Below are 14,425 nucleotides of genomic sequence, written 5' to 3'. Positions count from 1 at the left end.
CCTGGCTATTCAACTTTAGAAGAACATTGGTCAGGCATGAGCACAAGGCTGAAAACTATCTCGCCTTTGTCCTGCTAGCCTGCATGAAAATCATGCTAAGGTATTTTTGAGATAGCTTCTAGTTACAGCCTTAGGTATATTAAATGTATAAGCATAAAAGGTGCTATCATATTGTAACATCTTTAAAATGTAATCTGTGTCAACATCCGATAAGCTCCAAGGCTTGCCAGTTACCCGCTGATTTGAGAGTTTTAGATCAATTTTAGAAAGAATGTTTTGTATTTGTGGCTCCTTGTTAAGAGAAGTAATTTTACTCATTTTTAACTGAGCATTTTTTTCTTCTTTAGGACTAACTAAATCCCCATCATGCACTTGGCACGCTGTGGTAAACAGCAATAACAGGGTCAAAAATTTAAGCAGTTTGTTTTTCATAAGGGTAACGTTAAAATTTAGAAATAGAACATTTAGTCAATACTATATCTATAATTACAAATATTCAATGAATAATTTGCACCAAAAGTAACATCATATAAAAGTTACTTATATTACTATTAATGCAGCTCAATCACACATTTCACTATTTTGGTAGGCTACAATTTTTCAAGAAAGGCCAGTAAGTAACGCTACAAGCCTTTAGCTAACGCCGGAAATGCAGGCTTACCGAACGGCATGGCTGGGTGCGAAAGCAAAATAAAAGCTCATACAACAAAGTATAGCCCTATTCGTTTTTGCTTTTGAACTTGTAGCGCCTTAACTTAGTATAAAGAATTATACTTCAGAGATTTCGCGTGAAAAATATACTTAGAACCATACTAGCAGTTAGCTTCTTCTGGGCAGGCAATGCCGCAGCGCAGGACGTAAAGCCTAACCTGAATGCCGCACCAGTGCCGGCAGCAACTACTGCACCGGTAACCACAGCTGCGCAGGAAACAGAGGCCAAAGCTAAACCCTCCTGGTCAGGACCAAAGCTAAGCTACGGTTTATCTGCGGGGGCCAGCTTTAGCAGTGGGTTCGGAAGCGCAACATACTTGGAGCCAACTGTGCGGTACCAGGTAAGCAACCGTTTCAGGGTAAATACCAGCTTAACTTATATCAACGCTATGCCTTACAGCACCAGCGCTGTTAATCCGGAAGGCAACACAGTGGTTTACCGCAACAACGGCAGCAGCCATTACATTGGCAGCGTAGGCTTAGATTACCTGGCCAGCGACAGGCTTATACTTAGCGGCAACATATGGAGAGATTTCTCCAACATGCCAGCCAATAACCTGAACTCCAGCTTTTACAGCCCAGGCAGAATGGGAGCCGATTTTAGGGCAACCTACAAGATAACAGAGCACTTTACCGTAACAGGAGGTATTCGTTACACTGACGGTGCTACACCGTTCAACGCTGTTTATGGCCCGGGTTTTGGCAATTTCAACCGTTTCGGAATGGGATACTAACAAAAGACATAAAGTATGAAAGCGCTTCTCTGTTTATCGGAGAAGCGCTTTTTTTGTGCCTAAAAACATCTATACTTGCTGAAAAACTTACTTCAGTTTAACCAAACAGCCACTTTACAGGTTTAAGTACAAAAACTCAAATACAAAATAGAGCACACTTTGCAGCAGCCTAACAAACATATCCGTCACCTCAAAAACGATCGCCTCGAAACCATAAAACCTGATTACCGGGGCAACAAGATCATTAAAGGCAAGTTTGCGAACGGAGAAGAACTCTACCTTCCGGAATTCAGCAAGGTACTTAAATGGCAGCTATCGCCTAACCCGCAACGCGACGAAAAAAAGCAGGATACCTATACACCTCCTGTACAGCAAGGCTGCGATTTTATAACATCAGACGAGGATATGGTGGTATGGCTGGGGCATGCAACGTTTTTTATCAGGCTAAATGGCATCAGCTTTATTACAGACCCTGTGCTGTTTAACCTGCCGCTGGTAAAGCGTAAAACACAGCTGCCTTGTCCGCCAGACCAGCTGCTTAACATAGATTTTATGCTGCTCTCCCACGCCCACCGCGACCACCTGGACAAGCAGTCGATTAAAACCGTGTTTACCCACAACCCTCAGCTAATAGCATTGATACCGCTGGAGGTTGGCAAGATACTGCGTAACACCTGCCGCCATTTGCCTTATCAGGAAGCCGGCTGGTTTCAGAAGTATGACTTAGTGCCTGATGCCGTAGAAGTATACTTTTTGCCTGCCTCACATTGGCACCGCCGCGGCTTAACAGATATGAACAAGATGCTTTGGGGTAGTTTTCTGCTCAAAACGCCTGAGATAACGTTATACTTTGCCGGAGATTCAGGTATTGATTCACACTTCGAAGAGATTGAGGATCTGTTTGGCCCTATAGATTTATGTATTATGCCGGTAGGTGCGTATAAGCCCTCCTTTTTAATGAAGAAAAGCCACATGAACCCTCATGAGGCAGTACGGGCTTTCAACACATTGCGCGGCGGCACCTTCATCCCAATGCACTATGGCACCTTCGATTTGTCTGATGAGCCGCCAAGTGAACCGGTCCGTATGCTGGAGCAGATTGCGGCATCTGGTATGTTACCAGGGCTAAAAATGCCTGCCATCGGAGAACCGGTACTACTGAAAGACCTGCAATAAGCACTACCAAACAGCAGCTATACTTTTGCTATCTTTGCGTACCTGACCTAAAACATCAGGTTCACGAACAGCATTTGCTATGTCTCCTACGCTTATACTTGCTTTAATTGCAGGCTATTTCTGTATACTTATACTTATCTCTTTTCTCACCAGCCGCAAAACCGATTCCGATACTTTTTTCCTGGCCAACCGGAAATCGCCGTGGTACATAGTGGCTTTTGGTATGATCGGCACCACTTTATCGGGGATAACCTTTATTTCGGTACCGGGCATGGTAAAGGCAACGCAATTTACTTACCTGCAAATGGTGCTCGGCTACCTGCTGGGTTACCTGGTTATTGCCACTGTGCTGATGCCGCTGTATTATCGCCTGAATTTGGTCTCTATTTATACTTACCTCGAGCAACGATTTGGTTACTGGTCTTATAAAACGGGGGCTGCTTTTTTCCTGCTTTCGCGCACGCTATTGGCTTCTATCCGTTTGTTCCTAGTGGCTGGCGTGCTGCAGTTTGCTGTATTCGATGACCTGGGTATTCCCTTTGCTGTGTCTGTTATCATCACCATACTTCTGATCTGGGTTTATACTTTTAGGGGTGGTATGAAAACCATCATTTGGACGGATACTTTCCAGACCATGACCATGCTGGTTGCGGTTGCCACTACGATCTGGCTCATATCCGATGAACTGAATTACAATTATCAAAGCCTAGTAACAACAGTTCAGGAAAGTAATTATTCACAGGTGTTTGTTTGGGATGTAAAAGCCGGCAACTATTTCTGGAAGCAGTTTCTGGCAGGTGCCTTTATTACCATTGCCATGACAGGCCTGGACCAGGACATGATGCAAAAGAACCTGAGCTGCAAAAACATTGGCGAGGCACAGAAAAACATGTTCTGGTTTAATGTGATCCTGGTTGTCGTAAACATCCTGTTCCTGACGCTGGGTGTGCTGCTCTACACATATGCTGAAACGAATGGCTTATCCCTGCCAACGAAAGCCGACGATGTATACCCGTTCCTGGCTATCAACCATTTTTCTGCTTTCCTGGGCATTGTGTTTATACTTGGTATTATCGCTATCACCTACGCCTCCGCCGACTCTGCGCTTACGGCACTTACTACCTCTTTCTGCGTCGATTTTCTCAATTTTAATGACAAGAGTGAGCACCAGCGGGTACAGCAGCGCTACTGGGCACATGCCGGTGTTTCGGTGGTGATGGTGCTGGTAGTCATTGCCTTTGATGTGCTGGACTCCCCGAGTGTGATCTCTACCATGTTTACCGTGGCAGGCTATACGTATGGTCCGCTGCTGGGGCTTTACGCTTTTGGCCTTTACACGAGGCGCGCCATCCGCGACAGGTTTGTGCCGGCTATCTGTCTTGTATCCCCTATGCTCACCTACATCATCAGCTATAACTCTGTGGAGTGGTTCTGGGGTTATCAATTTGGCTTTGAAGTGCTTATTCTGAATGGTTTCCTGACTTTTGCCGGATTAATGGCGCTATCGAAGGGCAGAATGGGAGAACTGGAGTTGGCGCAGAAGTAGTTTTAACCTGGCTTTAATTTTAGTCTTTTCTCTGGCGCGGGTATCCAACCCGTGACTTTGGGTGTGTGTGAGTCTCCGGACTCGCTTATAGTTTCATTGTAAGCGTTTAGACACACCCCTGCCCCTCTCAAGAGGTGATTTTCAGCAGTTGTTTATGATCAAAGTATAAAGTTTCATTGCTACCGCCATAGCACGGATAGGTCGCGACCTGTCCCTACGAATTACCCAATCCTGGCCCTTCCCTAAAAACAGAGGAGTGTATTTCTGATTCCAATCGCAACAGCCGCCAGCAAAGAAGTGTCAATCTCAGCCTTTGCGTTGAGCGCCTTATAGGTGTTGCGGTGCCGAACGGAGTGAGGCAGCCTGAGGCACGAGGGCAGCTTCAGATACACAGCGCGATGCGCAAAGGCGAGGCCTTGCGGCCTTGAGCACACCAAAGCAAGAAATGAAACTATAGGTAAATAAGACTGAGGAACAACAGCAACTCGATAGAAAGGCAAAAATGCAGCTACCAAAGTAATTGCCAAATCAACAACATCACCACAATATCCATCATAATCCTTACCTTTGTAAGATTTTGCGGGAATGCGGCATTATTCTACCGGAATAGCTGTTATAAACCCGTTACACAAGGCTGTTGTAAGTATAAAAGCAGCTTTACAAGTATTTAAGCAGAGTTTCATTAATGGCAAAACGCGGATTCGGGCTAAACGGAGAGCAGGACAAAGAAGGCAGAAAGAAAATCACAAAGGAAAGTTTTCGAAGGGGCCTCCGGATATTTAGCTACGTTCTACCTTACAAGTATAAATTTATTGTCGGATTAGGTTTCCTGGTGCTCTCGAGCCTCACGTTCATGGCTTTCCCATACTTGGTTGGCAAGTTATTCGACTCTTCTACTGGCAACGCCAGCGGCCTGACCGAAGACATTAACATGATCGCCATCGGCCTGTTCCTGATCATACTGGCACAGGGCATTTTCTCGTTTTTCAGGGTATACTTTTTTGCGCAGGTAAGCGAGAACGCTGTGGCTGATATTCGCCGCGACCTTTACAGTAAATTTGTACAGCTGCCTATCTCTTTCTTCGAGAAAAGACGCGTAGGCGAGATTACCAGCCGCATCACTACGGATGTGGCCCAGGTGCAGGATGCTATGTCTATTACCCTGGCAGAGCTTTTCCGCCAGACAACGACTCTTATTGTCGGCATCATCATCATCATGTGGACTTCTATCAAGTTGTCGTTGTTTATGCTGGCTACTTTTCCGGTATTGGTGGCGCTGGCGCTGGTATTTGGCCGTAAGATAAAGGGCTTATCTAAAAAAACGCAGGACGAGCTGGCTAACACCAATGTGATAGTAGAAGAAACGCTACAAGCCATTAATACAGTAAAGGCCTTTACAAACGAGATGTTCGAGGTAGCACGCTACAGAAACACCTTAGGCAAGGCTGTGAAAACTGCCTTGTCTGCAGCATATTACCGTGGTGCCTTCATCACCTTTATCATTGTAGGCCTTTTCGGAGGAATTATACTTGTGATCTGGTACGGAGCTACGCTGGTGGCCAACGGCGATATTGAGCCTGGCAGCCTGATCTCATTTGTACTTTATACTGTGTTTATCGGTGCATCTGTGGGTGGCCTCGGCGACCTGTATGGCAAAGTACAGGCGGCATTGGGAGCTACAGAGCGTATTCTGGAGATACTGCAGGAAGAGGAAGAGCCAACAGATAAAAGCCCGACAGCCCTAAGCCAGGTGCAGCGCCTTCACGGTGACATTTCATACAACCAGGTTGCTTTCTCTTACCCAACCCGCCAGGATATACAGGTGCTGCGCGATATAAACTTTACTGTAAGAGCAGGCGAAAAAGTAGCGTTGGTTGGTCCGAGTGGTGCTGGCAAGTCTACTATTATACAGTTGCTGATGCGCTTTTACGATGTTACAGGCGGCAGCCTGACAGTTGACGGGAAAGACATCCGAAACATGGACCTAACTACCCTTCGTGCCAATATTGGGGTAGTACCCCAGGAGGTATTACTGTTTGGCGGCAGCATCCGCGAAAACATTGCCTATGGCCGCCCTGAGGCAACTGAGCAGGAAATTATAGACGCAGCCCGCAAAGCAAACGCCTACGATTTTATCATGACTTTCCCGGAAGGATTAGACACATTGGTTGGTGAGCGTGGCATTAAACTTTCAGGTGGCCAGCGCCAGCGCGTTGCCATTGCCAGGGCCATACTTAAGAACCCTGCCATACTTGTACTCGATGAGGCTACCAGCTCCCTCGATTCTGAATCGGAGCACCTGGTACAACTGGCCATGGACGAGCTGATGAAAGGCCGCACAACTATTGTAATTGCGCACCGCCTGGCAACCATTCGTAAAGTAGATAAAATATTAGTAATAGACGGTGGCGAGATTGTGGAAGAAGGCTCGCACGAGCTGCTCTCTATGAGCCCCGACGGCATTTATGCAAACCTGCTGAAACTTCAGTTTGAGCTGAGCTAAGTATAAAACTACACAAAGTATAAAAATCCTGCCTGTACTAAACGGGTAGGATTTTTTGTTTTAACCATATACTTTACCCTATACTTTACGTATGCAGTCCAGAACTGCCTTGTTCTTTAAAAGAGAGGCCTCCTTGTATCTATGCCAGAAAAACGCTTCACCCTGCTCCTGCTGTTTTTTGCCATTTTATTGCTCCCTGATAAACTCTCTGCCCAATACAGAACCGTAGAGAATTTAAGTGCAATGAATGCGGCATACTTAGAAATTGCAGGTAACGGCGATACGTACTCCATCAACTATGAGCGTCTCTTTTTTCAGCAGGCAGAGTTTAAAACAGGGCTTCGGATCGGGGTAGGCACCAACTTATTTTTTCTGCCTGAAGAGAAAACCACCTACCCGATAGTTCCCATAGAAGCAATTGGATTGATGGGGCGTCGTGAAAAACATTTTGAGTTCGGATTAGGTTATACCCGCAGGTTTACCGACGACCCCGAATTGCTGCACGACATGTACTTTGCCCGGCTTGGCTTCCGTTACCAGCAGCCCGAAGGAGGTTTGTTAGTGCGTGTAGCTTTAACACCTTTTATTTCGTCGGAGAGCAACGTGCGTACACCGGGTTTGGCTCTTGTGCCTAGGTTCGGGTTAAGTGTAGGGCGCAGCTTTTAGTTTGTCGAAATTACAGCAAGCTTGGTTATACTTTGCTCGACTTCTACATATATAATATGTAATATTACATTACTAAAACATACTACTTAAACTATCATATCATGAAAAAAACAGTAATTGGTTTTGTACTTTCTGCGGCACTGCTTTTTAGTGCAGGCGCTGCGCAGGCACAGGGTATTAAAATGCCAGCTCCAAGTCCGGCACAAAAAGTAGAGCAGGTTGTAGGCCTAGACACGATCAGCATAAATTATTCCCGCCCAGCGGTAAAAGGACGTCAGGTATTCGGGGACCTGGAGCCCTATGGCCAGGTATGGCGTACGGGTGCAAATGCATCTACCAAGATTAAATTCTCTGGCGATGTAACCATAGCGGGCAACAAAATACCTGCCGGTGAATATGCGCTTTATACTATTCCTAATAAAGAGGAGTGGACTGTTATTTTGAACAAAAACACTAAGCTATGGGGCAGCGACGGCTATAAGCAGGAAGAAGACCAGGCCCGCTTTAAAGTTAAGGCTCAGAAGAACCCTCGTAAAGTTGAGAGCTTCACAATTAATTTTGCTAACCTGAAAAATGATGCCGCTGACATAGAAATTCTGTGGGATGACGTAATCGTGCCATTTACTGTTAAAACAGATGCAGATGCACAGGTAATGGCCCAGATTAAGGAACAGGTATTAAACAATCCGAATGCTACTCCGGCTCAGTATGCGGCGGCTGCCAGCTATTATGCAGAGAACAACCGCGACCTGAAGCAGGCCCACGAGTGGATGAAAAAAGCCAACAGCGGCTCTGACGCTAAGTTCTGGCATGTGCATGCACAGGCAAAGCTAGAAGCAAAGATGAAAGACTATAAATCAGCCATTAAAACTGCTGAGAGATCTATGGAGATGGCAAAAGCTGCTAAAAATGACGCCTATGTACGCCTTAATGAAAAGGCTATTGCCGACTGGAAAAAGATGAAATAAAGCTACCTTTGCTTTTACCGTATAAAAGAGCCTCCGGACGTATACTTCGGGGGCTCTTGTTTTTACTTAAAGTATAGATCAGTTGGAAGAAAAAATGCATTCTGAAGAGCACCTGGGTCCTGCCCGTGAGTACTGGTGGAACGAGGATTACCTGGAACTGCTGGCCAAACGCTTGTACATAGAATATTGCCAGACACTGGTAGATATTGGCTGCGGCAAAGGCATGATGGGCTTCAAGTTCTCGAAGTACATGCCCGACGGTGCAACGGTATATGGTGTAGACTACGAACCTGGCCACATTGCAGATGCCAGGCAGCGGGCACAAAGTGAGTTTGGACGTAACAGCATTAATTATGAATTTAAAGTTGGCAATGCCACTGATATTCCCCTACCGGATAACATTGCCGATGTTACCCTCTGCCAGACCCTGCTGATTCACGTAAAAAACCCGCAACGCGTAATACAGGAGATGATCCGCGTGACCAAGCCCGGCGGTTGGGTGCTGGCCCTGGAACCCAACAACCTGGTGCCCAACCTCATGTTTGATCGTTACGGCGAAACAGACTTTAACGTAGAGAGTATGCTGGATGTGCTGGAGATAAAACTACGAATAGAAAAAGGTAAAAAGCAGCTAGGTGAAGGCTTTAATTCCTTAGGCGATGTAGTGCCCGATCTTTTTTTGAAAGCCGGCCTGGCCAACACCAAAGTATGGATCTCGGACAAAGCCCTTTCCATTATTCCGCCCTACGACACACAAGAAAAGATGCTTCGGGTAGAGCAGATGCTACAATGGATCGAAACAGAAGCCATGGGCTATGATTACCAGGACAACCTGAACTATTACATGGCTGGCGGCGGCGGCAAAGAGAAGTTCGACGCGTACTGGCAGATGCTGCTCTACAACAAAATTACCATGAAGCAGAAGCTACTGAATGAGGAGTATGTGTCGGCTGGAGGCAGTTTGGTTTATATTGTTGCAGCGCAGAAGCCTAGGTAAGAAGAACTTTGGTACGATTGCCTTTAAATTAGCTTCTGATTTATACTTTCTGCCTTTATTTCAAGTGCTGCACTTCCTCAGTCTTATAGCCTATACTTTCATTTCTTGCTTTGGCATGCCTAAGGCCGCAAGGCCTCGCGCCCTTAGGCATCGCGCTGTCTATTGAAAGCTGCCTCCGAGCTGCTTCGGCTGCCTCACTCCGTTCAGCACCGCAACAATAGAAGGCACTCGATGTCGAGGGCCCCTTCCCCCACCCAAGGACTGGAATGGACACTTCCTAGCAAGCGGCTGTTCCAATTTGGAATAAAGTATAAATTCTGATTTGTAGGGACAGGTCGCGACCTGTCCGAGTGATGGCCTCAGCTATAAAACAGCACTGTGGCTAATTCAGTAGCAGCAATTCCCCTCTTGAAACTAGGGGTGGGTTTCATGACAGCCATTGCTTAACCTCCCTTCCACCAAGATCTTTGACAGGATGACAAAAGGAGAGTAGCTGCATCAATGACAGCGATCGCAATAGCAACCACCTCTGCGCAGAAGACAATCCTAAAAATAAATCAAATCTCCTTAATCTGTGGTCAGGAATCCTATTTAACCCTTAATTCTAAAATTCCTAGTTCCTATCAATCCCTGAAGTATAAACCCAAACACAATCACACAAACACAGCCGATCACATTAAACCACAGAAAAGCAATATCGGTGAAGTAGTGGCAGTAAAGCACAACAGCTTCGGCTATCAGCGCTGCAAAGAAAACCGCGTTGCCCTTTATACTTTTAAAGTAAAATGCCACCAGGAAAATCCCTAGTATAGTGCCGTAGAAAATAGAGCCGATAATGTTTACTGCCTGGATCAGGTTATCCAGCAAAGAAGCATAGGTGGCAAAAAGTATGGCGATAAGGCCCCAGGCAACGGTGAACATTTTGGAGGCATTGAGGTAATGCGTAGCATCGCCGTTTTGTTTTACAGATCGTTTGTAGATATCTATCACTGTGGTAGAGGCCAGTGCATTTAATTCGGATGCTGTAGACGACATAGCCGCAGAAAAGATGACAGCCAGCAACAAACCGATAAGGCCTGTTGGCAGGTACTTCATGATAAAGGAAATGAAAACGTAATCGGTATCTTTGGTTTCTGCATCGGGTGCTGCTTTTTTGATAAGGCCTTTTACTTCTTCACGCACACCTTTTCCGGCTGCTGCAAGTGCGGTTACCTCTGCCTGCGCAGCATTTACAGCCGTTTCATCATCAGCTTTAAGGGCTGTTACCATACTTTGTACAGCCTGCTGCTTTTGCTCAAATAATGACGTATGCTTTGCCTCTAGCTCCCTAAGCTCTCCCTCGTAGGCGGTGCCGTATACTTTGCTTTTGGCTGCATCGTTAAAAAACACTGGCGGCTGGTTAAACTGGTAAAACACAAACACCATCACCCCGATAAACAGGATCAGAAACTGCATAGGTATCTTCAGCAAACCATTGAAGATTAACCCCAACCGGCTCTCTCCTATTGATTTTCCACCCAAATAACGCGCTACCTGGCTTTGGTCGGTGCCAAAGTATGACAGTGCCAGGAACAAGCCCCCCGTCATGCCTGACCAGAAGTTATAGCGGTCATCCCAGTCAAAAGAAAAATCCACTATATTCATCTTGCCCATTTTACCGGCTACTGCCACGGCATCTCCGAAACTAACGTTGGCAGGCAGGTAACTCACCACCATAATACCGGCAATGATCATCCCACCCATCATAACGGCCATCTGCTGTTTCTGAGTTACGCTTACCGCTTTCGTGCCACCCGACATGGTATAGATGATCACCAGAATACCGATAAGCAGGTTGGTAATGGTAAGGCTCCAGCCCAGCATAGTAGAAAGTATAATAGCAGGCGCATAGATAGTGATACCTGCCGCCAGGCCACGCTGTACCAAAAACAGGAAGGCAGCCAGCGAACGGGTTTTCAGGTCGAAGCGGTTCTCAAGGAACTCATAGGCCGTAAATACATTGAGCTTGTAGAAGATCGGGATTACTGTTATGGAGATAATAACCATCGCAATCGGCAAACCGAAATAGAACTGCACGAAGCGCATCCCATCTTCATAAGCCTGCCCAGGTGTGGAAAGAAAAGTAATAGCACTAGCTTGCGTAGCCATAATGGATAAACCGATGGTCCACCATTTCATGCTGTTGTCGCCTTTCAGGTAACCTTCTATGTCTTTGCTACCACGTGTTTTCCAGACTCCGTAGATCACGATAAAGCCCAGCGTGCCCAGCAGCACGATCCAGTCTAATGGCTTCATTCGTAAATTTTAGTAAGGATGTAAAAAAGGATGATCAGGAATGCGAGGTTACCCAGCACCAGCCAATACATGCCTGCCCAGCTTTTGAAAAAAGGTGGCTTCGAAATAGGTGCCTCTTCATCGACAGGGTGTGTGTCTTTCATAGTTATTGTTTCTTGACAATTTACGTATCTCGTAGCAGGTATCAAGTATCACGACTTTGTAACAAAGGGCTTCTTAGAAATTCCATTCATAAAATATATCCCCTTTGTCAGATGGTGTTATGCCAAATTATCTAAAAATCATGATACGTGCTGCGGGATACGCTTTTCGTCTAAATAATTAATTTACCGCATTCTGAGCTTTACCGCCACCTGCTTCATTGCTCTTTCCCAGCGAGATCATGTTGGCAAACAAGCGATAGGCGCCCGGCACACCAGCCGGCAGCTCTCTAAACCAGGAGTAGCCGGTGTAAATGTAGTGGCCTTTGCCATACTTTGCCACCAACAAACCTCCGTTTCGGGCAGGCTCACCAGGGTCGTTAGACGAAAGTATAGCCGTATACTCTTTGCTCCACTCGTTCGGGAAGTATAAACCCCGCTCCTGCACCCATCCTTCAAAATCTTTTGGTGTGATCTTGTTTGGCGTGTTCAGTACCGGGTGGTTTGGCTCCAGGAAACGAACTTCAGCCTCCTCTACTGTTACTCTGTCGCGGGATAGCTTTAGTGGATAAGGGCCAACGTTTGGCAGCACCAGGCTGTGGTTGGTGTTATACTGCACAATCAGGTTACCGCCGTTTTTCACATACTCCAGCAAGGTTGGCTGGTGATATTTCAGGCGATCAACGGTATTATAAGCCCGCACACCAAGTATAATAGCTTCGAACTGCTGCAGGTAGTTCAGGCGTATGTTCTCATCTTTTAATACAGTCACATCATATCCAATCTGCTGCAAACTAACCGGTACATCGTCGCCGGCTCCCATTATATAAGCTACCTTCTGGCCTTTCTTCTTCAGGTCCAGCTTTACGATTCTGGCACTTGCCTCCGGAAAGGTAGTTTGGGCAGGTATATGGTTGTAATTTATTTCATTTAGGCCCTGTGAATAGTTTTTGCCATCTACAGTTGCAATCGCCTTAAGTACTGCATCCTGCTGAGTTTGTGGAGCGTGAACTGTGAAGGTAAAATTCTGCTCAGCCCCCTTCGCTTTAAGGTTAAACGGTACAGAGGCAGGCTCTGCTTTCCAGCTTTTGGGCAAGTCCAGCTTTAACATGCCGTTTACATCTGCTTTGCCGGATTTTACTCGCACCTGCACTTGCTTTGGCTCCCCGTTGGCAAACATGTATACTTTCTCGGCCACGTTCACAAACACAGGAGGCGTTACCACAAATGGCCGGTATACTTCACCTTCTACAGGGTCGGTGCGCTTATACACTACCGGCACAGTAAACAGCATCGGCTCACCGGCGATAGTTAAGTTAAAAGCCACCTCTGCGGCAGGGTCGTTTTCGGGCTTGCCTACCTGCTGCTGCTCTGCAACAGCAAACAGACCCAGCGTGCCTGGCTTACGCAGCCAGTAAGGCTGTGAGGCTTGCATAGCAGCAGGCAACGTTACTGATATGCCATACTTCAGCGGCTCGTTACGCTGCAGTTGTTTGTTCAAAGTGGTGTCTTTAGCTGCAAAAGTATACCTCACACTTTTTAGCGTTACCGGTACTGCAGAGCGGTTTACGGCCTCTACCTGCACCTGCACGGCTTCACCGGGCGCCGAAGAATAATCTGCAGCCGTAGCCTCTAAGTATAAACCCAATGCTGCTTTTATTACTTCTTGTAACTCTTCCGTCTTCACTTTTTTCCAGTGGCTCTCAGGTAGTTTGGCGAGTTCTTTTTTTGCCTCGATCAGGGTAGGAACAACAGTAGCCGGTTGCGTGGGTTTGTAAGCATCAATTGCTTTCTGGATTATTTTCTCAACTTTATCGCCGCCTTTTACACGTGCCCATGTGGTATTTATACCTTCAAAAAGTTCTTTGCCGGCTTTCTCGCCTTTGGTGTGCTGCAGGTATTCAAGAGAAGTGCCGCGGCTGCTTGCTGCGCCAAAGCCCTGGCTTTTATGCATGCTACGGCTTTCGGCGGCCACTTCGCCATACGATTTACCTAATAGCGGATTGTATCCACCCACATCTACTTTTAGCAGCTGGTCTACAAATTTTTCAAACTCGGCCTGGCTTCCAAAAGACCAAACTCCGGTATTCCAGAGCAGACGTTTTGGTTGCCATACTTTCACATACTTTAACTGCTCCGGAAAGCGATTCGGGTTAGCTGCCACCTCAAAAGCCTCTTCGGCAAGAATAGCAGAGGCTGCATGCTGGCCATGTCCGGCGCGTTCGTCTGGCGGAAAGCGTGTGATCATTACATCAGGCCTGAACTTCCGGATAACCCATACCATATCGGCCAGCACCTGCTCCTTGTCCCAGATATTAAACGTCTCTTTGGAGTCTTTGGAATAACCGAAATCGTTGGCGCGGGTAAAGAATTGGTGTCCGCCATCGGTGCGGCGTGCCTGTAACAACTCCTGTGTGCGGATAATGCCGAGGTTTTCGCTTATTTCAGGGCCTATCAGGTTTTGGCCCCCGTCGCCGCGTGTGGCAGAAAGATAGCCGGTATTGTATAGCTTTTCGTTCGCCATGTAAGCAATCAGGCGGGTATTCTCATCGTCGGGGTGTGCAGCTACATACAGCACTGAACCCAGCACGTTAAGCTTTTTAATATCTTGTAAAATTTTTGCGGCTGATGGCTTGGCAGGTGCCTGGGCCTGAGCAAATTGATTGCAAACCCATAGAGTAATAGCCAA

Annotated in this window: 11 protein-coding genes; 7 read left to right on the top strand and 4 right to left on the bottom strand. The window is 46.6% G+C overall.

Annotated features, from left to right (window positions below; genetic code table 11):
• Positions 1–90 precede the first annotated feature (90 nt).
• Complete coding sequence (locus K0O23_RS17630; protein ID WP_219878773.1) at positions 91–432, bottom strand: hypothetical protein; 342 nt, start codon at positions 430–432, stop codon at positions 91–93.
• Positions 433–788: 356 nt separating this feature from the next.
• Here K0O23_RS17630 and K0O23_RS17625 point away from each other — a divergent pair, with 356 nt between their 5' ends.
• From K0O23_RS17625 to K0O23_RS17595, 7 genes are all read left to right on the top strand, one after another.
• The gene (locus tag K0O23_RS17625) at positions 789–1,445 is read left to right on the top strand and encodes a hypothetical protein (protein ID WP_219878772.1); all 657 of its coding nucleotides are present in this window, start codon (positions 789–791) and stop codon (positions 1,443–1,445) included.
• Positions 1,446–1,604: 159 nt separating this feature from the next.
• A complete protein-coding gene (locus K0O23_RS17620) occupies positions 1,605–2,621 on the top strand; it encodes an MBL fold metallo-hydrolase (protein WP_219878771.1) in 1,017 nt (338 codons plus the stop codon).
• A 79-nt stretch (positions 2,622–2,700) separates the two neighbouring features.
• Positions 2,701–4,167, top strand: a complete 1,467-nt coding sequence (locus K0O23_RS17615) for a sodium:solute symporter (protein ID WP_219878770.1) — start codon at positions 2,701–2,703, stop codon at positions 4,165–4,167.
• Positions 4,168–4,852: 685 nt separating this feature from the next.
• Complete coding sequence (locus tag K0O23_RS17610; protein ID WP_219878769.1) at positions 4,853–6,670, top strand: ABC transporter ATP-binding protein; 1,818 nt, start codon at positions 4,853–4,855, stop codon at positions 6,668–6,670.
• 141 nt (positions 6,671–6,811) lie between these two features.
• The gene (locus tag K0O23_RS17605) at positions 6,812–7,336 is read left to right on the top strand and encodes a hypothetical protein (protein WP_246597194.1); all 525 of its coding nucleotides are present in this window, start codon (positions 6,812–6,814) and stop codon (positions 7,334–7,336) included.
• A 101-nt stretch (positions 7,337–7,437) separates the two neighbouring features.
• Positions 7,438–8,304 carry a DUF2911 domain-containing protein gene (locus tag K0O23_RS17600; RefSeq protein ID WP_219878768.1) on the top strand — a complete coding sequence of 289 codons (867 nt, stop codon included), beginning with the start codon at positions 7,438–7,440 and terminating at the stop codon, positions 8,302–8,304.
• An 82-nt stretch (positions 8,305–8,386) separates the two neighbouring features.
• Positions 8,387–9,301: a class I SAM-dependent methyltransferase gene (locus K0O23_RS17595; RefSeq protein WP_219878767.1), complete on the top strand. Its 915-nt coding sequence runs from the start codon at positions 8,387–8,389 to the stop codon at positions 9,299–9,301.
• 591 nt (positions 9,302–9,892) lie between these two features.
• Here K0O23_RS17595 and K0O23_RS17590 read toward each other — a convergent pair.
• The 3 genes from K0O23_RS17590 to K0O23_RS17580 form a co-directional block, all read right to left on the bottom strand.
• Positions 9,893–11,596, bottom strand: a complete 1,704-nt coding sequence (locus K0O23_RS17590; protein ID WP_219878766.1) for a sodium:solute symporter — start codon at positions 11,594–11,596, stop codon at positions 9,893–9,895.
• On the bottom strand, positions 11,593–11,739 hold the full coding sequence (locus K0O23_RS17585; protein WP_219878765.1) for a hypothetical protein: 147 nt from the start codon (positions 11,737–11,739) through the stop codon (positions 11,593–11,595). The genes K0O23_RS17590 and K0O23_RS17585 overlap by 4 nt, the downstream gene beginning before the upstream one ends.
• Before the next feature lie 178 nt (positions 11,740–11,917).
• On the bottom strand, positions 11,918–14,425 hold the full coding sequence (locus K0O23_RS17580) for a PIG-L family deacetylase (RefSeq protein WP_246597193.1): 2,508 nt from the start codon (positions 14,423–14,425) through the stop codon (positions 11,918–11,920).

Origin of the sequence: Pontibacter aydingkolensis, assembly GCF_019443125.1 — a bacterium.
Classification (GTDB): domain Bacteria; phylum Bacteroidota; class Bacteroidia; order Cytophagales; family Hymenobacteraceae; genus Pontibacter; species Pontibacter aydingkolensis.
Note: the sequence above shows the minus strand (reverse complement) of the source record. Positions and strands in the feature narration are given on the sequence as shown.